Origin of the sequence: Pseudomonas sp. NPDC078416 (assembly GCF_050268485.1) — a bacterium.
Classification (GTDB): domain Bacteria; phylum Pseudomonadota; class Gammaproteobacteria; order Pseudomonadales; family Pseudomonadaceae; genus Aquipseudomonas.
Map to the genome: position 1 here is coordinate 109,726 of NZ_JBNNGV010000011.1, position 23,306 is coordinate 133,031.

Annotated in this window: 17 protein-coding genes and 1 pseudogene; 11 read left to right on the forward strand and 7 right to left on the reverse strand. The window is 58.8% G+C overall.

Annotation, left to right across the window (positions count from 1 at the left end; genetic code table 11):
• Window positions 1–63: 63 nt before the first annotated feature.
• From ACQKEN_RS12865 to ACQKEN_RS12880, 4 genes are read left to right on the forward strand one after another with little or no spacing between them, the layout of a single operon-like run.
• Window positions 64–1,074 (forward strand): ABC transporter permease subunit, encoded by a 1,011-nt coding sequence (locus ACQKEN_RS12865; RefSeq protein WP_065990182.1) that lies wholly within the window; start codon window positions 64–66, stop codon window positions 1,072–1,074.
• Window positions 1,075–1,085: 11 nt separating this feature from the next.
• The gene (locus ACQKEN_RS12870; RefSeq protein ID WP_427685928.1) at window positions 1,086–1,997 is read left to right on the forward strand and encodes an ABC transporter permease subunit; all 912 of its coding nucleotides are present in this window, start codon (window positions 1,086–1,088) and stop codon (window positions 1,995–1,997) included.
• A gap of 10 nt (window positions 1,998–2,007) precedes the next feature.
• A complete protein-coding gene (locus ACQKEN_RS12875) occupies window positions 2,008–2,976 on the forward strand; it encodes an ABC transporter ATP-binding protein (protein ID WP_427685930.1) in 969 nt (322 codons plus the stop codon).
• Window positions 2,976–3,950, forward strand: a complete 975-nt coding sequence (locus ACQKEN_RS12880; RefSeq protein WP_108120822.1) for a peptide ABC transporter ATP-binding protein — start codon at window positions 2,976–2,978, stop codon at window positions 3,948–3,950. Before ACQKEN_RS12875 ends, ACQKEN_RS12880 begins: the two co-directional genes overlap by 1 nt.
• 319 nt (window positions 3,951–4,269) lie before the next feature.
• Here the strand turns inward: ACQKEN_RS12880 and ACQKEN_RS12885 are convergent, their stop codons facing one another.
• Together ACQKEN_RS12885 and ACQKEN_RS12890 are read right to left on the reverse strand one after the other, a co-directional pair.
• Window positions 4,270–6,822 carry a PepSY domain-containing protein gene (locus tag ACQKEN_RS12885; protein ID WP_427685986.1) on the reverse strand — a complete coding sequence of 851 codons (2,553 nt, stop codon included), beginning with the start codon at window positions 6,820–6,822 and terminating at the stop codon, window positions 4,270–4,272.
• 492 nt (window positions 6,823–7,314) lie between these two features.
• Entirely contained in the window at window positions 7,315–9,564 is a 2,250-nt protein-coding gene (locus ACQKEN_RS12890; protein WP_427685932.1) for a TonB-dependent receptor, read from the reverse strand.
• 195 nt (window positions 9,565–9,759) lie between these two features.
• Between ACQKEN_RS12890 and ACQKEN_RS12895 the strand changes: the two genes are divergently transcribed.
• From ACQKEN_RS12895 to ACQKEN_RS12915, 5 genes are all read left to right on the forward strand, one after another.
• A complete protein-coding gene (locus tag ACQKEN_RS12895) occupies window positions 9,760–10,440 on the forward strand; it encodes a Fe2+-dependent dioxygenase (RefSeq protein WP_427685934.1) in 681 nt (226 codons plus the stop codon).
• A gap of 3 nt (window positions 10,441–10,443) precedes the next feature.
• Window positions 10,444–11,250: a tetratricopeptide repeat protein gene (locus ACQKEN_RS12900; RefSeq protein ID WP_427685936.1), complete on the forward strand. Its 807-nt coding sequence runs from the start codon at window positions 10,444–10,446 to the stop codon at window positions 11,248–11,250.
• 224 nt (window positions 11,251–11,474) lie between these two features.
• Window positions 11,475–12,722, forward strand: a complete 1,248-nt coding sequence (locus tag ACQKEN_RS12905; RefSeq protein WP_427685938.1) for an alpha-xenorhabdolysin family binary toxin subunit A — start codon at window positions 11,475–11,477, stop codon at window positions 12,720–12,722.
• Window positions 12,723–12,733: 11 nt separating this feature from the next.
• Entirely contained in the window at window positions 12,734–13,729 is a 996-nt protein-coding gene (locus ACQKEN_RS12910) for an alpha-xenorhabdolysin family binary toxin subunit B (protein ID WP_427685940.1), read from the forward strand.
• Window positions 13,730–13,793: 64 nt separating this feature from the next.
• Window positions 13,794–14,621: a hypothetical protein gene (locus ACQKEN_RS12915; protein WP_427685942.1), complete on the forward strand. Its 828-nt coding sequence runs from the start codon at window positions 13,794–13,796 to the stop codon at window positions 14,619–14,621.
• A gap of 52 nt (window positions 14,622–14,673) precedes the next feature.
• Here ACQKEN_RS12915 and ACQKEN_RS12920 read toward each other — a convergent pair whose 3' ends face one another.
• Window positions 14,674–15,837 carry a type III PLP-dependent enzyme gene (locus ACQKEN_RS12920; protein ID WP_108120815.1) on the reverse strand — a complete coding sequence of 388 codons (1,164 nt, stop codon included), beginning with the start codon at window positions 15,835–15,837 and terminating at the stop codon, window positions 14,674–14,676.
• Window positions 15,838–17,131: 1,294 nt separating this feature from the next.
• Between ACQKEN_RS12920 and ACQKEN_RS12925 the strand changes: the two are divergent.
• Window positions 17,132–17,594 (forward strand): annotated as a pseudogene (locus ACQKEN_RS12925) (hypothetical protein).
• A 136-nt stretch (window positions 17,595–17,730) separates the two neighbouring features.
• Here ACQKEN_RS12925 and ACQKEN_RS12930 read toward each other — a convergent pair.
• Genes ACQKEN_RS12930 through ACQKEN_RS12945 form a run of 4 tightly spaced genes read right to left on the reverse strand, consistent with a single transcriptional unit; the run spans window position 17,731 to window position 21,272 of the window.
• Window positions 17,731–18,900 (reverse strand): betaine/proline/choline family ABC transporter ATP-binding protein, encoded by a 1,170-nt coding sequence (locus tag ACQKEN_RS12930; protein WP_108120962.1) that lies wholly within the window; start codon window positions 18,898–18,900, stop codon window positions 17,731–17,733.
• An 11-nt stretch (window positions 18,901–18,911) separates the two neighbouring features.
• Window positions 18,912–19,565 carry an ABC transporter permease gene (locus ACQKEN_RS12935; RefSeq protein ID WP_108120811.1) on the reverse strand — a complete coding sequence of 218 codons (654 nt, stop codon included), beginning with the start codon at window positions 19,563–19,565 and terminating at the stop codon, window positions 18,912–18,914.
• Window positions 19,562–20,530: a glycine betaine ABC transporter substrate-binding protein gene (locus ACQKEN_RS12940; protein WP_427685945.1), complete on the reverse strand. Its 969-nt coding sequence runs from the start codon at window positions 20,528–20,530 to the stop codon at window positions 19,562–19,564. Before ACQKEN_RS12940 ends, ACQKEN_RS12935 begins: the two co-directional genes overlap by 4 nt.
• Before the next feature lie 28 nt (window positions 20,531–20,558).
• Window positions 20,559–21,272, reverse strand: coding sequence for an ABC transporter permease (locus ACQKEN_RS12945; RefSeq protein WP_065990221.1), 714 nt, complete (start codon window positions 21,270–21,272; stop codon window positions 20,559–20,561).
• A 333-nt stretch (window positions 21,273–21,605) separates the two neighbouring features.
• Between ACQKEN_RS12945 and ACQKEN_RS12950 the strand changes: the two genes are divergently transcribed.
• Window positions 21,606–23,189, forward strand: coding sequence for a peptide chain release factor 3 (locus ACQKEN_RS12950; RefSeq protein WP_427685947.1), 1,584 nt, complete (start codon window positions 21,606–21,608; stop codon window positions 23,187–23,189).
• The last annotated feature ends 117 nt before the right edge of the window (window positions 23,190–23,306 follow it).

Below are 23,306 nucleotides of genomic sequence, written 5' to 3' on the forward strand. Positions count from 1 at the left end.
CGGCGGACTCTACCCAGAGACCCGCCGGAATATGCCTAACCGGCTGATGAGGTACACGAGAAGATGTTTAGTTTTATCGCTCGCCGAGTGGGGTTGCTCATACCCACCTTCTTCGGCATCACCTTGCTGACCTTCGCCCTGATTCGCCTGATTCCCGGCGACCCTGTCGAAGTGATGATGGGTGAACGCCGGGTCGATCCGGAAATGCACGCCCAAGCCATGGAACGTCTTGGCCTGAACAAACCCCTTTATGCGCAATACATCGATTACGTCGGCAAGCTCGCCCATGGCGACCTGGGCGAATCGCTGCGTACGCGCACGAGCGTGTGGTCCGAATTCACTTCGCTGTTCCCGGCAACACTGGAACTGTCGATTGCGGCGCTGATCTTCGCAGGCATTCTCGGGCTGCTGGCCGGTGTCATTGCGGCATTGAAGCGAGGGTCCCTGTTCGACCATGGGGTCATGGGTATCTCCCTGGCGGGGTACTCGATGCCGATCTTCTGGTGGGGCCTGATCCTGATCATGTTCTTCTCGGTATCGCTGGGCTGGACCCCGGTATCGGGACGTATCGACCTGCTCTACGACATTCCCCCCAAAACCGGCTTCATGCTGATCGACACCCTGCTCAGCGATGAAGAAGGTTCGTTCATGGACGCCCTGCGTCACCTGATTCTGCCGGCCATCGTACTGGGCACCATTCCGCTGGCGGTCATCGCCCGGATGACCCGCTCCTCGATGCTCGAAGTCCTGCGTGAAGACTACGTGCGCACTGCTCGCGCCAAAGGCCTTTCGCCGGCTCGCGTGGTATTCGTGCACGGCCTGCGCAACGCGCTGATCCCGGTACTGACGGTGTTCGGTCTGCAAGTGGGCACGCTGCTGGCCGGTGCGGTTCTGACCGAGACGATCTTCTCCTGGCCGGGTATCGGCAAGTGGCTGATCGAGGCCATCGGCGCCCGTGACTACCCTGTCGTGCAAAACGGCATCCTGCTAATCGCCTGCCTGGTGATTCTGGTCAACTTCGTGGTGGACATCCTCTACGGCTTTGCCAACCCACGCATTCGTCATCAGCGCTGAGATCCCTTTTTATGAGCACACCTACTCCCGTAGCAGCAGTCGATCAAAGCCTGCTCTACCCGTCCGTCTACAAAGAGTTCTGGCAGCACTTTTCCAAGAACAAAGGCGCCGTCGCGGGCCTCTTGTTCATGTTGGTGATCGTGTTCTGCGCCCTGTTCGCGCCGTGGGTTGCCCCCCATGACCCGAGCGAGCAATACCGCGATTTCCTGCTGACCCCACCGGTCTGGCTTGAAGGCGGTCAATGGCAGTTCCTGCTCGGCACCGATGAACTGGGCCGCGACCTGCTGTCGCGCCTGATCCAGGGTTCGCGCCTGTCGCTGCTGATCGGTTTGTCGTCCGTAGTGATGTCGCTGATTCCGGGGATCCTCATGGGTCTGCTGGCCGGTTTCTTCCCGAAAATCCTCGGCCCGACCATCATGCGTTTGATGGACATCATGCTGGCGCTGCCGTCGCTGCTGCTGGCTGTGGCCATCGTCGCGATCCTCGGCCCTGGCCTGATCAACACCGTCATCGCCATCGCCATCGTTTCGCTGCCGTCCTACGTGCGTCTGACCCGTGCTGCGGTGATGGGCGAACTGAACCGTGACTACGTGACCGCCGCGCGTCTGGCCGGCGCAACGCTGCCGCGCCTGATGTTCATCACCGTGCTGCCCAACTGCATGGCGCCGCTGATCGTTCAGGCCACTTTGAGTTTCTCCTCGGCGATCCTCGACGCTGCGGCGCTGGGCTTCCTGGGTCTGGGTGTACAACCGCCGACGCCTGAGTGGGGCACCATGCTCGCTTCGGCCCGCGACTACATCGAACGCGCCTGGTGGGTGGTGAGCCTCCCGGGTCTGACCATTTTGCTCAGCGTGCTGGCAATCAACCTGATGGGCGACGGTCTGCGCGATGCGCTGGACCCGAAACTCAAGAACGCCGCCTGAGGACGTCCGAATGTCTCTTTTAAACATCAAGAACCTCAACGTGCGCTTTGGCGACGCCACGGCCACCCCGGTCGTCGACGGCCTGGATCTGGCCGTCGACAAGGGCGAAGTACTGGCAATCGTGGGCGAGTCGGGCTCGGGTAAATCCGTGACCATGATGGCGCTCATGGGCCTGATCGAGCACCCCGGCATCGTCTCCGCCGACGCCCTGGTCTTCGACGGCAAGGACATGCTCACGCTCAATGCGCGCCAGCGTCGCAAAATCGTCGGCAAAGACATGTCGATGGTCTTTCAGGACCCGATGACAGCCCTGAACCCGAGCTACACCGTGGGTTTCCAGATCAAGGAAGTGCTCAAGCAGCACCTGGGTCTGTCGGGTCGTGCGGCCCATCAGCGCGCATTGGAATTGCTGCAGAAGGTTGAAATCCCGGGCGCCGCACAGCGTCTGGACGCCTACCCGCACCAACTCTCGGGCGGCATGAGCCAGCGTGTTGCGATCGCCATGGCCATCGCCGGCGAGCCGAAGCTGCTGATCGCTGACGAACCGACTACCGCGCTGGACGTAACCATTCAAGCGCAGATCATGGACCTGCTGCTGGCCCTGCAAAAAGAGCAGGACATGGCGCTGGTGCTCATTACTCACGACCTTGCGGTGGTGGCTGAAACCGCCCAGCGGGTCTGCGTGATGTACGCCGGCCAAGCCGTGGAAGTGGGTCAAGTGCCGGGGCTGTTCGACGTCCCGGCGCACCCGTACAGCGAAGCACTGCTGGCGGCGATTCCCGAGCACAGCATGGGCGCCGCGCGCCTGTCGACGCTGCCGGGTATCGTCCCGGGTCGCTACGACCGTCCAAGTGGCTGCCTGCTGTCGCCGCGCTGCCCGTACGTCCAGGACAAATGCCGCCAGCAACGCCCGGGCCTCGACCCGAAAGCCCATAGCCTGGCGCGTTGCTTCTTTCCGCTGAATCAGGAGGTGGCGTGATGAGCGAAATCGTACTGACCGCTCGTGACCTTACTCGTCACTACGATGTGTCCCGTGGGCTGTTCAAGCCCCATGCAACCGTGCGCGCCCTCAACGGCGTGTCGTTCGAACTCGAAGCCGGCAAGACCCTGGCGGTGGTCGGTGAGTCCGGCTGCGGCAAGTCGACGCTGGCCCGCGCGCTGACGCTGATCGAAGAGCCTTCTTCAGGTTCGCTGAAAATCGCCGGTCAGGAAGTCACCGGCGCGACCAAGGCGCAACGCAAGCAGCTGCGCAAAGACGTGCAGATGGTGTTTCAGAGCCCGTATGCGTCGCTCAATCCGCGGCAGAAAGTCGGCGATCAACTGGGCGAGCCCCTGCTGATCAACACCAGCCTTTCCGCCGCCGAACGTCGCGAGAAAGTGCAGGCGATGATGGCTCAGGTCGGTCTGCGTCCCGAGCACTATCAGCGCTACCCGCACATGTTCTCCGGCGGTCAGCGTCAACGTATCGCGCTGGCGCGGGCGATGATGCTGCAGCCTAAAGTGCTGGTGGCGGACGAACCGACTTCCGCGCTCGACGTGTCGATTCAGGCCCAGGTGCTGAACCTGTTCATGGACCTGCAGCAGGAGTTCAACACCGGTTACGTGTTCATCTCCCACAACCTGGCGGTGGTGCGTCACGTCGCCGACACGGTGTTGGTGATGTACCTCGGTCGCCCGGCCGAAATGGGTCCCAAGGACGAGATCTACAACCGTCCGCTGCACCCGTACACCCAGGCGCTGCTGTCGGCGACTCCGACGATCCACCCGGACCCGTCGAAGCCGAAGATCAAAATCGTCGGCGAGCTGCCCAACCCGCTGAACCCGCCGTCGGGCTGCGCGTTTCACAAGCGCTGCCCGTACGCGACCGAACGCTGCGCCGTCGAAGTGCCGGAACTGCGTTGGGTCGACAACCGTCAGGTTGCCTGCCATTACGCGGAACAGTTTGTGGCGTGATGGTTGAGTAAGCAAAAGGCCGTTGCGTGTGAGCGCAACGGCCTTTTTTTGTGCCTTGATTTTGTGGCGTCTGAACCACGGCTTCGCGATAACGGATGACTTTAGGCACCGGCGTGTTTCCCGGCTGAACCCGGCCCTACTGAATGCACGCGATTTAACTGTAGGAGCCGGCTTGCTGGCGAACACGGTGGGTCAGATATGAAGATATAGACTGACACACCGCATTCGCCAGCAAGCCGGCTCCTACAGGGGATCGCGTGCATTCAGCGGGACCGCCTTTAGCCGGGAATGAACCGGTTCCATCGCAGGAAGAACCACCTCAATAAACATCCCGCCGATACCGACCCTGCTCGATCAACTCCCGAACCGCGTCCTCACCCAGCAATGCGTTCAACGTTTCATCGACCCCGGCTGCCATGCCTTCCAGACTCCCGCAGATGTAAATCACAGCGCCCTCGGCCAGCCAGTGACGCAGCTCATCAGCCGCTTCCCGCAGCCGATCCTGCACGTAGATCTTCTCAGCCTGATCCCGGGAAAACGCCAGGTCCAGACGCGCGAGATCGCCACTCGCCAGCCAGCCATTAAGCTCATCCGCGCAGTGGAAATCGTGCGCACTGTTTCGCTCGCCAAACAGCAACCAGTTGCGCAGCTCACCTGCTGCGACGCGCGCCTTGAGCAAGCTGCGCAGGCCCGCCAATCCGGTGCCGTTGCCAATCAGAATCATCGGCGCCGACTCGGCCGGAAGGTGGAAACCACTGTTGCGACGCACCCGCAGACTGACAGTGCCGCCCACCGCGACATGCTCGGTCAGCCAGCCCGAACCCAGCCCAAGACTGCCATCGGGGTGCAGCTCCTGGCGCACGATCAGTTGCAGCACACCGTCCTCGGGAATAGACGCGATCGAATACTCACGCATGGCCAACGGCACCAGCGCATCGATCAACGCCTGCGCGTGCAAGCCCACCAGATGACTGCGATTGACCGGTAACTGACGCGTGCACAAGGCCTGGCCGAGGGTCTCGCTCAGACCGTCGACGCTGACCTGGGTGTCAGCAGCAATGCCCAACCCGGACAGGAACTGCTCGACCGCAGACGCCGGGTTGCGCGGCAATACCTCCACCAGATCGCCGGCCTCCCAACGGGTCGCCGACTCGCACGTCAGCCCAAGCAAGAACACTTTAGAACCCACGCTTCCGGGGTTCAGCCATTCCCGGGCCACCAGCGTCCAGTTCTGATACGCCGGCACTTGCCAGACGGTCGTCGGCGTCGAGCCTGTCAGCTGGCCCAGTTGCTGTTGCCAGTGTTGCAGCGCCGCGCCGTCACCGCCGTCCACTTCCACTGGTGCGAACAGCGTGTGTCCGCCCCGCTCGGCCAACCAGCCGTGAAGCCGCTGAGCGAAACCGCAGAACTGCTGATACTGGCGATCGCCCAGCCCAAGTACTGCGTAGTTGAGATTGTCCAGCGCCAGCGGCCGACCCAATACTTTGCGCTCGAAGCCTCGGGCGCTGTCAGGTGCCTCGCCGTCGCCAAAGGTGCTGACGACGAACAGCGCGTTGCGGCTCTGATGCAGGTCCTGCTCGGTGATGTCGCCCAGACGCTGCACCTTGACCGGCACACCGGCGGTTTGCAGCTGGCTCGCCGTCTGCCAGGCCAGTTGCTCGGCGAATCCGCTCTGGCTGGCAAAGCCGATCAACCAGGCCGCGCCCTGCTCGCCGGTTGTTGTCGACACTTCACCGCGCGCGTTGCGGATCTCGCGCTTCTTGCGTCGGCGGTCCAGGTAGAGCAACCAGCCGGTGATGAAAAACAGCGGCATCAGCAACGCGGCCACGGTCACGACGATGCGCCCGATCAGGCCGAAATAGCTGCCGGTGTGCAGCGCATAGTTGCTGATCAACAGCTGTGAACCGAGGCTTTTCTCGGAATAGCGTGACACCGCCTTGAGCGAGCCGTCGGCAGGATCGAGGGTGATCTGGTTCAACGCACGGGGGTGCGGCGCGGTTTTAAGGAGGTAGAACACCGTCGCCATCTGGCCCGGTGCCTGGGGCATGCGCAGGTTGTACGTCTTGAGGTCGGGGCCGGCGGCGCTCTGGATGGTCTGCCAGATGGCGTCGTAGTCCGGCGCCGAGACCGTGATTGCCTTGGGCGCCTCTTTCACAGCAGGACCAGGACGCGGTCCTCCGCCACGGCGCTGTTCACCCGCCACGGGGGGATCGCCAATCAGTTTGGTCATGCCGTTGCTGAACCAGTCGTAGGACCACATCAGTCCGGTAATCGCCAGCAGCAGATAGATGATCAGGCACCAGGTGCCGAACACCGAATGCAGGTCCCAATTGAAACTGCGTCCCTTCTTCGCCCAGTCCATGGTCAGCCAGACGCGCCAGTTCAGCGGCTTGCGCGGCCAGCGCAGATACAGCCCGGACAGGCAGAAGAACACGAGGATCAGCGTGCAGGCCGCGGTGACTTGCTTGCCGTACTCACCTGCGGCAAGGAATCGGTGCAGGTTGAGGATGAAGCCGAAGAAGTCCTGACCTACGGCGTCCTCGGTGAAGTCGCCGGTGTAGGGGTTGAAGTTGTGCATCTCGCCGCGACGCTGGCCGGGCGGAGGTTTGAACCAGACCTGGGCGATTCTGTCGCCGTCGACGTCGATACGGAACATCGCCACCGTGTCTTTGCCCTGGGCTTCAACCTTGCTGACCATTTCGGCCAGTGACAGTTGACGGCCCTGGGGCTGCACGAACAGCACATCGGGATTGAGCACGTCGAGTATTTCGTCCTCGAAGGAATACAGCGCGCCCGTGATCCCCATCAGGGCAAGCACCAGACCGGCCGTGATTCCGAAGAACCAGTGCACTTGAAACAGGACTTTCTTCAACACCCTCGACACCTCACTCACCCGCTACGGCGCGCATTATGCGCACAAACGGCATACATTCTCATCTGTGGCTGATTCTTATCACAAAGCTGTGTGCGCTTGCTCGTGAAGAGGCTGGTACATCCGTTGGATATCCAGCGGCCGAGGGTCCGCCTTCGCGAGCAAGGTGGAGCGCCACCCCGGTCGCTCCTACAGGTACTGACACGCCACCACTGTGCGGCGAGCGCAAATTCTGTAGGAGTGACGTGCCGCATCCGGATCAGAAGTGGAAGCTGGCACTCATCAGCGCTCTTGGCGTGCTGACGACACCCGGTCGCTTGTCCAACGAAAATTCTGTAGGAGTGAGCTTGCTCGCGAAGAGGCCGGGACAGTCGCTGAAATCTTCGGCGACTGAACTAAGGTCTTCGCGAGCAAGCTCACTCCTACAGGTACTGACACGCCACCACTGTGCGGCCCGCGCAAATTCTGTAGGAGTGACGTGCCGCATCCGGATCAGAAGTGGAAGCTGGCACTCATCAGCGCGGTACGCCCGGCGGCCATGTGCGCGTAGTGGGTGGTGAAGACTTGGTCGTAGTAACGCTTGTCGGTCAGGTTCTGCACGTTCAATTGCAGGTCGACGTTCTTGGTCAGCGCGTAGGTGGCCATCGCGTCGTAGCGCCAGTAGGACGGCACCTCCACCGAATTGGCTTCGTTGCCGAAACGCGAATCGACGAAGGTCGCGCCGCCGCCCACGGTCAGCTTCGGCATCAGTTCGTAGGTCGACCAGAAGTTGAAGCTGTTACGCGGCGTGTTCGGCATGTGATTGCCCTCGTCCGCCTTGCTGGTCGCGCTGACGATCTCGCTCTCCATGTAGGTGTAGCCGCCGTAGACTTTCCATTTGCCGGTGATGTTGCCGCTGTAGGTCAGCTCCAGGCCATCGACACGCTGCTCGCCGTCCAGCACCTGGAACGTCGCGTTGTCAGGATCGGTCACCCGTGCGTTGGTCTTCTCGGTGCGGAACAGCGCAGCCGTCAGCGACAGGTTGTCGTCGAAGAAGTCCCACTTGGTGCCCAGTTCATAGTTGCGGTTCTTTTCCGGATCGAGGTTGGCGTTGTTCGCCGCGATTTCCAGACCGCCGTTGCCGCTGGTCTCACCCGACGGGTTGCTGGACGTCGACCATGCCGCATAGATGCTGCCGTTCGGCAGCGGCTTGTAGGTCACGCCCACCTGGTAATTCCACAGCTGGCTGGTGTTCTCGCGCTTAAAGCTGCCCGCCACCGAACCCCGGCCGCCAGTGCTGTAACCGCTGGAGCGCACGTCGTAATCGTCATAGCGCAGGCCGAGGTTCAACGACCACTGCTCGTTGAATTTCAGCGTGTCGAAGACATACGCCGCACTGGTTTTGGTGTCGGTATCGGTGTACGCAAGGCTGTCGGTGATGGTGCCGTTCCAGTCGTCTTTGGGCGACGGGTTGGACAGGCTGGTGCAGTCACCCGACGCCAGCAGCGCTGCATTACAGGTCGATCCGATGGTCCCGCCGCTGGCGCTGAGCACGTTGTAGCCACGGTTATGGGTGTCCTGATACGAAAACTCGAGACCGGTCACCAGGCTGTGCTGAATGAACCCGGTGTCGAACTTCGCTTGCAGGTCAGTCTGATTGACGAAGCCGCTGGAGGTGGAATTGCGGCTCTTCGCCGAGCGCGAGACCAGGCCTCGGGCGACGTTGCCTCGGCTGTCGTCCGGGTTGGTGACGATGTAGTCCAGGGTCGAGCGCGACATGCGGAAGCTGTTGGAGATCGTCAGGTTGTCGTTAAGGTCGTGTTCGAGGCGGATCGTGCCGCTGTCGTTGACGCTCTTGCGGTAGTCGCGGTCGGTCAGGCCGTAAAAGTTGTTTTCGTTGACGTGGGCCGGCTTGTCGACCACGTACTGGCTGCGACCGGGGGTGCTGGTCAGCGGGATGCCATAGTCGGGCATGTCGTCCGTGGACAAATGGTAGTAATCGACTTTGACCCGCGTGTCGGTGCCCAGACCGAATGCGAACGAAGGCGCAACGCCCCAACGGCTGTTGTCGACATCGTTGCGGCCAGCGACGTTGGAGTCATGCTTCATCAGGTTCAGGCGGAAGGCCGAGGTGTCGGTCATCTGCTTATTGACGTCGAGGGTGTAGCGCTGGGTCTGGTCCGAACCGAAGGTGTAGCCGCCGTTGAAGTCATCGCCCAGATGGGCGCCTTTGGTGACGAGGTTCAAGCTGCCACCCGTGGAGCCTGCGCCGGTGAACGCCGAGCCCGGGCCCTTGCTGACCTCGACCGATTCGACGTTGAAAATCTCCCGGCTCTGCGCCGCCACGTCGCGCATGCCGTCGATGAACACGTCGCTCTCTGCGTTGAAGCCGCGAATGATCGGGCGATCCGCATTCGGGTTACCGCCCTCGCCCGCGCCAAAAGTAATGCCAGGGGTGGTGCGCAAAGCGTCGGCCAGGCTCGTGGCCGCGGTGTCGCGGATGACTTGCTGCGGGATCACCGTGACGCTTTTCGGCGTCTCGCGCAGGGGCGCGGTGTACTTTTTCGAGGCAGACTCTTCGGTCTTGTAAGCCGTGTCGGCTCGCTCTCCGTCAATGTTGGTGGCCCCCAGATTCAGAGCATCCGATGCAGGTTCCGCAGCCTGCGCCACATGGGCGGCTGACATCGCGGCAAGGGCGACGCTGACGGCGCCGACGATGGAACGCTGTGAATGGGCGGTAACTGGTTCTGCTTGGCGCGACATTTTCCTTCCCCAAGGAAACAATAAGGCGGCGGAATATAGTTGAGACTGTTTCGCATTCGCAGAAAACTTACATTCTTTACACTTTCCCATTACTCAATTTTCACATCCACCCATTCACGCGCAGGGATGGTGTTTTACACGATCAATAAGAATCACTATCATCCGCCGCCTCATTCTTCTCGCAGGTCGCGATTCATGCTCCTACATATCCCCGGTCTGTTTTCGCCCGAGGAGGTGCGACGCATCCGTCAGGCGCTGGAAGAAACTGAATGGGCTGACGGTAAGATCACCGCCGGGCACCAGTCGGCGAAAGCCAAGCACAACCTGCAATTGCCGGAAGGCCATCCGCTGGCGCTGGAAATTGGCGCGGCGATGCTCGAGCGCCTGTGGCAAAACCCGCTGTTCATGTCCGCCGCCCTGCCCCACAAGGTCTTCCCGCCATTGGTGAATTGCTACACCGGCGGCGGCAGTTTCGACTTCCACATCGACAACGCCGTGCGTCAGGCCAAAGGCAGCACCGAACGTGTGCGCACGGATCTGTCATCGACCCTGTTCTTCAGCGATCCCGATGACTACGACGGCGGCGAGCTGGTGATTCAGGACACCTTCGGCACCCGTGAGGTCAAGCTGCCAGCGGGTGACCTGCTGCTTTATCCCGCCAGCAGCGTGCACAAGGTCAACGCCGTGACACGGGGTGCGCGGTACGCCTCGTTCTTCTGGACCCAGAGCCTGGTGAGGGACGATGGTCAGCGCACGCTGCTGTTCGACATGGACGCGGCCATCCAGCGACTCAGCCGCGACGTGCCTGATCACCCCTCGCTGCTGCAACTCACCGGCACCTATCACAACCTGCTGCGCCAGTGGGTCGAGGTCTGAGTCATGACCTGGAATCTGCGACGTGAAGAGGTGCTCGATGGCGACCAGTTGCGCGCCATGCTTGAAGACAGCCCGGCCAGTGCCGCACGGGCGATTCTGATTGCGGCGCAGGCCAATATCGTCGACGCCCAGGCGCTGCTCGGACAGATATTGCTCGACGGTAGCGGCATCGAATGGGATCCGGCGCTGGCGCTGGTCTGGTTTCAGATTGCGGCCCGTCGCGGACACGCCATGGCGCAGAACATGGCCGGCCGTTGCCACGAGCATGGGTGGGGCTGTGAGCCGGATGCCGCAAAGGCTGCCGAGCATTATCGCCTCGCCGCCGAGGATGGTCTGGATTGGGGCTTTTATAACTACGGCAATCTTCTGGCGACCGGACGTGGCGTCAATAAAGATCAGGCCCGCGCGTTAGCCTGCTATCGGAAGGCGGCAGAACTGGGCCATGCAAAGTCGATGAACCTGGTGGGGCGTTATCTGGAAGAGGGTCTTTGCTGCGAGCAAGATATCGCTGCAGCGCATGAGTGGTATCAACGGTCAGCACAGGCAGGTGATTTCCGCGGCCAGTTCAGCCATGCCTCGGTGCTGGCGGATGACGGTCATGTCGATGCGGCCCTTGTGTGGTTTCAAGCCGCCCTTGAGGTGGGCAACCTCAATTTTCTGCGGATCAGTCGCGAGGCGCTCACACAGTCCAGACATCCCGAAATACGGGCTCTGGCACTCGACTATTTCAGCAAAGCGGCAGAGTTGGGCAACAGCAACGACCAAGATGCCTTGTCCGCACGTTTGAATAGCAGACGCGGCGCCCCTTAGTATTCTGCTGAAACACGTTAGATATTCACTCAGCCTATCCCGGCCCTCTTGGGCTGGGGACGTAACTACGTTGCTGTCGTAAATATTCCTACAGCATATGAAGCCGAACCGACTTTGACAGCAGGCGATATTCGCAACTAGTCTCCGGTGACTGCAACAACAAAGGCAGTAAAGTGTATGAAAGAGGAACCAGGAAGGGGCCTCTCATTAATCAGGGAATTATTATGAGTTATGCACTAAGTGACACACCCGACGCTTCCGTGGAAGCCATCGTAATCAAGGCAGCCAATGCGCCGAAAACACTGATGGACGCCTCGACGGGGAATATAACCGGAAGTATCCGCCCCAAAGGGTTGATCCTGACGAAAGAGCAAATCATTGATTTGTATCGTTATGAACAGAAAGGTCTGCAGTTACCCACCAGCGACGCAGACGTCAGTGCATATTTGGGGTACGACCAAAGTAACCCGCCTGGCCGGGGACTGGAAGTCAAAGACTTCATCAAAACCTTCTCGATTATTAAAACCCATGCAAGTCAGTGGGCGGGTCTGCGCCAACGCATCAGATCAATCAGCGATGAACTCAAAATTTTCGCGTCCAGCATTATGAACACGGGCAAGCATGTAACGAATACGCTGGACACCATCGCATCGCTTAAAATTCTGAAAGAATACGGAATCAAAACGCTCGAAGACCTGAAGAGAATCGAAGCGGAGTTGGGCGATAAATTTCCAGGGGTAGAGCTGGATGAAGACGACGAAGAAGCCCTGTCGACCCTGGCGGGGTTCCTGAGTAGCTTACTTGAAAAAGTCGAAGCCCGGGAGCGCCAGACTGACGCGTTACAACAAGACCTGGACAACTTTGCCAAGGCACTGGCAACCGAGGTCCGTGCCGAAATCAAGTTTCGATTGGAAGCCATCGACAACAACACGTTCAAGGAGGACGTCATTCTTCTTCAAACCGAAATTGAAGCGTTGAACGAAGAGATCGATGAAAAAAATGCCAGTTACAAGCAGACGGTAAAGGATTCGCTGACCTCTGCCACCCAACTGAACGTGATCGGTTTGGGCATGGCTATTTATACCGGGATCGAAGCCGAAAAAATCCGCAAGGCGCGCAACGAGCTGAAGGCGAGTCGAGACAAAAAGAATGCGGAGATGGGCACAAAGAGCACTGTTCTGAAGCGCCTGAACCAAGTGAAAGCCGACATGCAGGATCTCGAATTCCTGAGCCTTCAGGCCGATGCGGCTACCGAGAATCTGGTCACCGTCTGGAACTCGCTTCATCTCTTCGTCAAGACATCCAAAGAACAATCAGAGGCCATCACTGATGCCTTGCAGGTCAGCGCTCTGGCGTATCACCTCGACGAGGTCATAGGTCCGTGGACTCACATTTTGGGTCAAGCCGACGAGCTGCACGAAGTGTTCATTGAAGCCGAGAACGAAATTAAAAATCTAAACATTCACGCCTAAGGTCATTATTCATGAATATTTTCCCATTCAGTACCGACGTTAACTATGTCATGCCTGACGTTAATGTAATCAAACTCAGTATCGAAACAATGCTGAAGCAGAATGCCAAGGCTGAGGTTGCATTCAATCAGACTCAGTACTTACCCTCCGTGCATGCCAAAGCGCAGATGCTGCACACCACGATCGTGCTGGCACAACGAACCGTGAACGAAAAGCTTCATACGCTGGAAACGGTGACCACCAAGGCGCTAAGAAATCTCAACATTTATCGCGCTGAGCTGACCGACGCGTTGTCCGAAGAACAACGAGAGGTCAACGATTACGCTCGAGAGCAAACGATCATCACGTTCAAAAAAGCGCTGACCCCGGCTGTGCAAGACCTTCAAAAGCAGTTCAAAACGCTCTCTGAGGTGGTGTTCGACCCCGCGCTTACCACGACCTACCAGGACGGTCTGCTGGCTGATCTGGCAAATTTGAACAAAGAAATGACTGCCACCGAAGAAAAGATAGCCTCGGGGGAGGAATCGAGAAAGATCATCAACGATGCGATGGCACTTCTGGAGAAGGGGAACTTTGTTGACATTGCAAAAGAAACCCTGCTTACAGGTGAGACTATTTCCGCTCTCGGAGTGGCCGCACCTGAGGTCGAACTCATCAAGTTCGCCATCGACCATATGCGCAAAACCCTTGAGCACACCGGTGAAGCAATCAACTACCAGACTATGTACGGGCAACGAGAGATGCTGATCGGCAAGATCAAGGCATTGAAGGCCACGTTTGCAGAGCACATGGCCGACGTGAAGACTGTCACCGGCAAGACTGAGTTGATCACCAGCATCCATGGTCTGTTCGACAGCTTTTTCAGCGCACGTGCCGAGTATGCAAAACTCGATCAGTCGGTTAATGCCCTCGTCGATCACCTCGCGCTCGCCGATCAAGCAGACTACGAAGACCGGCTGGTGGCTGCGGCCCCATCCTTCATTGCGTACTTGAAGAACGCCCGCTAGGCGTCTCCTGAGGCAGTGACAGCGGGCACGCTGTTACTGCCCTCCAGCCGACAAGGATGTCGATATGCCTAAACCCTATTTCAAGTTGAGCCACTTCGAGGCCATCAGCAACTACCGCATGACGTTGCGGCAGGCGCAGCAGCTGACTGAACATGCAAAGACGGACCTTGGCCTGACGTCAAACCAGGCGTTCATCCGGCTTCATCAGCCAAGTCTTGATAATACGTTTCGTCAGGCAGAGGGTCAGCTTAAGCACTGGCCAGCACTATTTGACTGGCCCAATCGGATTTTCTATCAGCAGGTGGATCTGGTTGCTGATATCAGGCGGTTCGCCGCAGAGTATTCCAGGGTCATCGACGGGATGAACCTGGTTGAACGCGAGGGTTTTCTCGCTTCGCTGGACTTTTCGCGCCCCCCCTTCGGACTGAGCGGCCGGCTGAAAGTATTGAGCCCAGGCGCGGGCTATCCTTTCGCTCAGCAGACCAAGCAGCATCTCTTTAACCTGTGGCACGAATACGACGGCGCATCATTTACTTGCAACAACCTGTACCAGAACTCGTCGCCCATCTTGCCGCGTCTGATCAACTTTCTGCAGGCTGCGATCGTTGCCTGCGCGAGTGCCAACAACGTCGATCCTCTTGGCAACGATCCCAGGATTGTCATGGTACGAGCGCTTATCCAAAAGATCGAAAGCGACGTTGCAAGACTTGCCGAGGCTACGAGGGATCTCAGTGAGGGCTATTCAAGTCTGGCAAGTTTTCTGATGGGCTCATTGAACGAGTTCGTCAATCTCTCCACCTCAATCACGATTGTGCGATTCCACAACATGGTCGAGTCCGCGATGATTCGACTGGAACTGGCCGAAGAGCTGATCGAGCACACCCAACAGTGACGCAAAAAAAACCTGCGATCTCTCGCAGGTTCCTTTTCACAACAGCAAACGCTTAAACGTAGAACGATTTCAGCGGCGGGAAACCGTTGAATTCAACAGCGCTGTAACTGGTGGTGTACGCACCGGTGGACAGCCAGTACAGGCGGTCACCGATGGCCAAGTTCAGCGGCAAGCCGTACTTGTAGTTCTCGTACATGATGTCGGCGCTGTCGCAGGTCGGGCCTGCAATGACCACTTCTTCCATTTCGCCTTTCTTCTCGGTCCAGATCGGGAACTTGATGGCTTCGTCCATGGTTTCGATCAGGCCGGAGAACTTGCCCACGTCCGTGTACACCCAACGCTCGACGGCAGTGCGGGATTTACGCGACACCAGCACCACTTCGCTGACCAGAATGCCGGCGTTGGAGATCAACGAACGGCCCGGCTCCAGAATGATTTCCGGCAGATCGTCACCGAAGTCTTCTTTCAGGTAGCGAATGATTTCTTCGGCGTAGGTTTCCAGGCTGTTGGTGCGGGTAATGTAGTTGGCCGGGAAGCCACCACCCATGTTGATCAGTTTGAGAACGATGCCGTCTTCTTCTTTCAGACGCTCGAAGATCACTTTCACTTTGGCGATCGCGGCGTCCCAGACGCTGATGTCACGCTGCTGCGAACCGACGTGGAAGGAGATGCCGTAGGGCACCAGGCCCAGTTCGCGGGCGAGGATCAAAAGGTCCATCGCCATGTCGGTCTGGCAGCCGAATTTGCGTGACAGCGGCCAGTCAGCCGTGGTCGAGCCTTCAGTGAGGATACGCACGTAGACTTTCGAGCCCGGCGCGGCCTTGGCGATGTTGCGCAGGTCCGCTTCGGAGTCGGTGGAGAACAGACGCACGCCCTTCTCGTAGAAGTAGCGGATGTCCTTGGATTTCTTGATGGTGTTGCCGTAGCTGATGCGATCCGGGCTGACACCGCGATCCATCACTTTATCCAGCTCGTAGATCGAGGCGATGTCGAAGCTCGAACCTTTTTCCTTTAGCAAGTCGATGATTTCGACCGCAGGGTTGGCTTTCACGGCGTAGTAGATGCTGGCAAATTCGAAGCCTGCACGCAGGTCGTCGTAGGCCTTGCTGATCATCGCGGTGTCGATGACCACGAACGGGGTTTCTTGCTTGTCGGCAAACGCCTTCATTTTCTCGAAGGTGCTTTTCTCGAAATAGTCTTCGACCTGGATCGACATGCGGGGACTCCTGTTGGCAAACGGTAAAAAACAATGGGTGTGAGCGCGCGGCTCGTGAACGTCCTCCGTATCCCCACTTTGATTCGCCTACTTCCCAAGGCTGCTCGGCCGAAAGCAAAAAGGCCATCCGGTGATACACCACGGTTGGCCTTGCTGTCTCGTCGTCAGTACTTGAGCCGGATGGATCGTTTCCAGCATGGACGTTCGGCGCGAACTGTAGGACCTGAGGGGCCGGAGATCAACTAAAAATGTCGCGTTTCTGCCCGTTTTTGCCAGACGGGAAATCCACGCGCGTTCAATCAACCCGTAGTAACCGACCGATGTGACAGGGTGATGTTCCCGGTGGGTGGCAAATGGGTAATCCGTCACGAAAGCCACCTGTCCGTCAGACATCGGCTACCTGATCACCCGAAATGCCCTACGCACCGGATCTCTCTCCCCCACGTATCCCATTGATCCTGATCACTAGGGTTGGCGTCCATTCGCTTCGCTCGAACTGTACGAGGCGCTGAATCAACCTGACCAAGGATCAAATTCATGCACAAGACTGCCTATTCCCCGCTGTACAAACAATGACGTCACCTCCGAGTACCTGCGTGATCTGGATCGACCGCCCTTTTCGGAAGAGGCGCTGACCACGTTCAGTCCGGCAGCGCTGGCTCAGGTGAGAGAGAGTGAGGCTTACAAGCAAGCCCACCCCTGCACCGGCATTTTCCGGGTGGCGGCGGAAGGCAGCCAGACCCGCGATGGCGGTGTGATCGTGAGAGGCGCCCTTGGCGTGGAGTTCAGACTGGCGGACGGAAGCAAGGTCGCAGGTGCTCGCGTCGGTGAATGCGCCGTTTACCCCGATGGCACAGGCCTCCTGAAGCATGAAAAAAATCTCGCTCATAATTGCGTTATTAATTTCACCACTCCCTTTTTTGGGCTTTTACCAAACACGATGGATAGAAGACGATCAGTTGACATTTTTCATTAAAAAACGCCCAACCTAAAAAATCAGTTTCATCAACGTATTTCGCAGTGATCATGAGGATAACTGGAATGGATATCTGGAGACCGAGGAGCGACAGTACGCCATCGATTTTTGCAAATATTACGTAGGTTTTGATACTCCCATAAATACGATGGACGACTTTAACAAGTGCAAGCAAATTTACGAACTCACCGAAACGCATGATTCTACGGTATCAGTGCGAATCTACTGAATCATAATCATGACGAGTGCGTCGCCATTGACCTGCAACCCGCCTAACCAATCTCGGGCGAATCCGTTGCTACGCCCCCTTAAAAATCTATGAATACCGTAAGCGATACGAATCTTGGGTTCACCTACAAACATGCATTCTGGTTGCTTGTAGCGGTTTTGATTTTCAATGCATCGTTCGGCGACTTTTTTTGAATTCGGAAGCGACGCTGATGAGGTAGTTTTGAAACGGCAGCTCCCTCAGGGCGACTGGCTATACATCACCCGCTACGGCGCGATGGCGACTGATCGGGACACTTTGCGATTTTTTATCAGCAGACCGCTTGAGGGCGATGATTCAGAAGTGCTGGAGCAGCTCAATAAGGCGAGCGAATTCATGATCACGGACAGCGCCTTGGAAAACGTAGTAATTCAAGAAACACCCGATGGCGTAGCCATAACGCTGAAAGGTGCGGTCTACCTCTATTTCAGTGAAGAGTATGTTACTGAAGGAGATCAGTTAAGAAGTTATCGGATTACGCTGACGCAACTTGGTAGCGCAACGAGGGACTAGTATAAATCCCACCACAATTGCTTGCCCCCACCGTGTATAACCGCTTCCACAGGACAGTGCATTTTACCTGTAGAAGCGAGTTCATTGACGCAGAGCCAGCCCGGGCACCAAAAGCACCCAGGCCCGTCACCTCAACTCAACTCAACGCAGCCTGCTCCACCAACTCAGCCGGCGAAACAATGCTGGTCTTCATCCCGCGCGACTGGCCGGAACTCAAGTAGGCCGCGATGGACTCCTGCGTCACTTCACCCAGGAACACGTTTTCGGCATCCAGCACCGGCAGCCACGAGCGGTTGAACTCGTACATGCGTGACAGCAGGATGCGCAGGTGTTCGTCGTAGGCGGCGGTGGCGTTGAACGGGCGCAGGTATTGGTCGCACGTGCCGGCCTGGCGGTGCAGGTCGCGACGGCGGACGTAGCCCATCGCCTTGTTTTCGGCATCGGTGACGACCACGTAGCGGCGGTCGTTTTCGTCCATGATTTCCAGCGCATCGGCGACCGGGGTTTCGGGGCTCACCGACGGGGCGTTGTCCGCCGCGTCTTCAGCCTTGACCAGCAGCAGGCGCTTGAGCGTGCTGTCCTGGCCGACGAAGTTGCTGACGAAATCATCTGCCGGGTGGGCCAGCAGCGTGTCCGGGTGGTCGATCTGCAGCAGCTTGCCGGCGCGGAAGATGGCGATCTTGTCGCCCAGCTTGATGGCTTCGTCGATGTCGTGGCTGACCATGATCACGGTCTTGTTCAGCGCGCGCTGCATCTCGAAAAACTCGTTCTGGATCATCTCGCGGTTGATCGGGTCGACCGCACCGAACGGCTCGTCCATCAGCAACAGCGGCGCGTCTGCGGCCAGCGCACGAATCACGCCGATGCGCTGTTGCTGACCACCCGACAACTCGCGTGGATAGCGATGCAGATACTGCTTGGGCTCCAGCTTGATCATGCTCATCAGCTCGCGAGCACGGTCGTGACACTTTTGCTTGTCCCAGCCCAGCAGCTTTGGCACCACCACGATGTTTTCTTCGATGGTCATGTTGGGGAACAGGCCGATCTGCTGAATCACGTAGCCGATGTTGCGGCGCAGGGTGACTTCGTCGAGACCGGTGGTGTCCTCGCCATTGATCAGCACTTTGCCGGAGGTCGGCATGATCAGGCGGTTGATCATTTTCAGCGTCGTACTTTTGCCGCAACCCGACGGGCCGAGGAATACGCAGATCTCGCCTTCATTGACGGTCAGGCTCACGGAATCGACGGCCTTCACTTCCTTGCCGTTGCTCTGGAAGGTCTTGGACAGGTTTTGCAGTTCGATCATGGTTTTGACAGTCATTTGAGCAATCCTTTTGGAGTCAGCGAGCGTTGCAGCCATTGCAGAAGCAGGTCGGCGAAGATGGCCAGAATGCTGACCAGTACGGCGCCGACGATCAGCATCGACATATCGCTGCGGCTGATAGAAGCAAGAATAAGTACACCCAGACCACCGGCGCCGATGGTCGCGGCGATGGTCATGACACCGATGTTCATGACCACGGCGGTGCGTACGCCGGCAAGGATCACCGGCACGGCGATTGGCAGTTCAACCATGCGCAGACGTTGGCCGAAGGTCATGCCAATGCCTTTCGCGGCTTCGCGGATACCTGGATCAACGCCCGTGAGGGCCAGATAGGTGTTACGCATGATCGGCAGCAGCGAGTAGAGAAACACTGCGGTGATTGCCGGCATCGGGCCCAGGCCCTGACCGAACTTCGAATAGAACGGCAGCAGCAAACCAAACAAGGCAATCGACGGAATGGTCAGCAGCACGGTGGCGCTGGCCTGCAACGGCCCAGCGAGGGTCGGAAAGCGCGTCATCAACACGCCCAGTGGAACGCCGACGACAATTGCCAATGTCACTGCGATGCCGACCAGAGTGATGTGTTGCAGGGTCAGGTGCATGACCTGATTCCAGTCCAGATGGGAGAAAGCACTGAGGAAACTCATGGTTTCTCCTCCTGTTTTGCCGCCGTCGCCGGCGGGACCGGCACGCTGTCGGCGGAAGGGTTAATCGGATGCTCGCGCAGGAATTCAGCCGCCACTACGGTAGGACTTTCGTGGTCGACGTCGATGCGCGCGTTCAGCGTACGCATGGTCTGGTTATCCAGCAGCGCGGCGAGCGGCTTGAGCAAATCGGACAGTTCCGGGTGCTTGTCCAGGTATTCCTTGCGGATCACCGGCGCCGCGGTGTAGTCCGGGAAGTAATGCTTGTCGTCCGCCAGCACCTTGAGCTTGAACGCGTTCAGACGGCCATCGGTGGTGTAGACGAGGCCGGCAAAAACCTGCCCGTTGCGCAGCGCGGTGTAGACCAGGCCAGCGTCCATCTGACGAGTGTTTTCACGCCCCAGGTTCATGCCGTAATGCTTGACCATGCCCACCAGACCGTCGGAACGGTTGGCGAACTCGGTGTCCAGCGCGACGATGTGGCCCTTGTCGGCCTCGGCCTTGAGCACCGTGGTCAGGTCAGACATGGTGTTGACCTGCGGATACTGCTGGGCAATCTTGTCCGGCAGCGCCAGCGCGTAGGTGTTGTTGAACTTGGACGGCGACAGCCAGACCAGCCCCTTCTTCGCGTCCAGTTCCTTGACGCGCTGATAGGTCTGCTCGCTGTCGAGCTTCTCATCCACGTGGTTGTAGGCCACCAGCGACACGCCGGTGTATTCCCACAGCAGATCCAGCTGGCCGCTTTCCTGAGCACTGCGCGCCAGGTTGCTGCCCAAGCCGCCAGTGATCTGGACGTCATAGCCCTTTTCGCGCAGGTATTGCGCGGTCAGTTCGGCCAGCATGGTCTGCTCGGTGAACACCCGCGCGCCGATCCGCAGAACAGGCGTTTCAGCGGGTGCATCGGCGGCATGGGCGAAACCGGACAGCAACATCCCGACGCCCATGATTAATGTGCATAACTTCTTCATAGCAATTCCTTTCTCGGCGGGGCTCGACTTATCGAGCCAGGCCGCGTTCCAGCCAGAGACGGCTTGCCAGGGTCACGGCGCCATCGAGCAGCAGCGCGAGCAACGCGGTACACGCGGCGCCCAGCACCAGTTGTGGCTGATTGTTCAGGGCGATGCCGGGGAAAATCAGGCTGCCCAGGCTGTTCGCGCCGATGAGAAACGCCAGTGGTGCGGTCCCGACGTTGATCGCCAGCGCCACGCGCACACCGCCGATGATGATCGGTACGGCGTTGGGCAACTCGACACGCCACAGCACCTGACGCGGTGTCATGCCGATGCCGCGCGCGGCTTCTTTGAGGGAACCCTGAACGTTTTTCAGGCCTTCGTAAGTGTTGCGCACGATGGGCAACAACGAAGCGAGGAACAAAGCGAAGATTGCCGGACCGCTGCCGATGCCCAGAATACCCAGAGCAATGGCCAGCACGGCGAGAGGAGGAACGGTGTTACCGATGTTGAAGATCTGCATGAAGCGTTCGGCGCGGCCAACCATGTTCGGTCGGCTAAGGACAATGCCGGTCGGGATGCCGACCACCAGTGCCGCCAGCATCGAAGCCAGCACAAGCACCACATGGGCTTGTAGATAAAACAGCAGATCATCCTGATATTGCCTGATGGTACTGATGCCGATCCATTGGACCAGCAGGGCCAGGAGTGCGATGACAATCACACCTCCCAACAGCCCCTTGCCATAGCGATTTGCCACGGGCGGACTCCTTATTTCAGTCGGCGAACGTCTGGCGTGGAACCGGCCTTTTCAGGCAGCACGCGAACGTTCGCGAAGAGCAGCGGGTGGGTCGCCGGAAAGGTGGATACCTCGGCGAAAACACAAGCCATGAGCGCAGCTTCGTCAAGCTAACTTGCTGATTTTGCAACCCTTGGCGTCTTGCGATACCTGGGAATGGACGTCTCCTTAACCGCAAAGGTTCCCACGTGCGATGGTATCTGGCCACCCCTTATCGACTGAACGGTTCGGTTATTGCGCTGGTTTGGGCTATAATCGCCGCCCTTTTTTGAATCACCTCTCGGGCGATTTCCCATGACCAGACAGGCCGCCGAAGTCGCGAAACGCCGCACTTTCGCCATCATTTCCCACCCCGATGCGGGTAAGACCACCATCACTGAAAAGCTCTTGCTGATGGGCAAGGCCATTTCCGTCGCCGGTACCGTGAAGTCGCGTAAATCCGACCGTCACGCCACTTCCGACTGGATGGAAATGGAGAAGCAACGCGGCATTTCCATCACCACCTCGGTCATGCAGTTTCCGTATCGCGATCACATGATCAACCTGCTCGACACCCCGGGCCACGAAGACTTCTCCGAAGACACCTACCGCACATTGACCGCCGTCGACTCGGCGTTGATGGTGCTCGATGGCGGCAAGGGCGTTGAGCCCCGCACCATCGCGCTCATGGATGTATGCCGCCTGCGCGACACGCCAATCGTGAGCTTCATCAACAAGCTCGACCGCGACATTCGCGACCCGATCGAGCTGCTCGACGAGATCGAAGCCGTCCTGAAGATCAAGGCCGCGCCCATCACCTGGCCGATCGGCTGCTACCGCGACTTCAAGGGCGTTTATCACCTCGCCGACGACTACATCATCGTCTACACCGCCGGTCACGGTCATGAGCGCACCGATGTGAAAATCATCGAGAAGCTCGACTCCGACGAAGCACGCGCTCACCTGGGTGATGAGTACGATCGCTTTGTCGATCAGCTGGAGCTGGTGCAAGGCGCCTGTCATGAATTCAACCAGCAGGAATTCCTCGACGGCCAGCTGACACCGGTGTTCTTCGGTACCGCGCTGGGCAACTTCGGTGTGGACCACGTGCTCGACGCCGTCGTGAATTGGGCGCCGAAGCCGCTGGCCCGTGTCGCCAACGAGCGCACCGTCGAGCCGGTCGAGGAGAAATTCGCAGGCTTCGTGTTCAAGATCCAGGCGAACATGGACCCGAAACACCGCGACCGCATCGCGTTCATGCGCATCTGCTCGGGCAAGTACGACAAGGGCATGAAAATGCGTCACGTGCGCACCGGCAAGGACGTGCGCATTGGTGACGCGCTGACGTTCTTCTCCAGCGAGCGCGAACAGCTGGAAGAAGCCTATGCCGGCGACATCATCGGCCTGCACAACCACGGCACGATTCAGATCGGCGATACCTTCAGCGAAGGCGAAGCCCTGAGCTTTACCGGTATTCCGCACTTCGCCCCGGAGCTGTTCCGCCGCGTGCGCCTGAAGGATCCGCTGAAATCCAAGCAGCTGCGCCAGGGTCTGCAGCAGCTGGCCGAAGAAGGCGCCACGCAGGTGTTCTTCCCGCAGCGCAGCAACGACATCATCCTCGGCGCCGTCGGTGTGCTGCAGTTTGATGTGGTCGCCAGCCGCCTGAAGGAAGAATACAAAGTCGAATGCGCCTACGAGCCGATCACTGTGTGGTCAGCCCGCTGGATCGATTGCAGTGACAAGAAGAAGCTCGAAGAATTTGAGAACAAGGCGGTGGAAAACCTGGCCGTGGACGGCGGCGGTCACCTGACCTACCTCGCGCCAACGCGGGTCAACCTGGCCTTGATGGAAGAGCGCTGGCCCGACGTGAAATTCCGCGCGACGCGGGAGCATCACTAAGGCTCACTCCTCCGAGTGATCGTTCCCACGCTCTGCGTGGGGACGCCGCTGCTGACGCTCCGCGCGATTGGACTGCGGACGCGGAGCGTCCAGAGATGCATTCCCACGCGGAGCGTG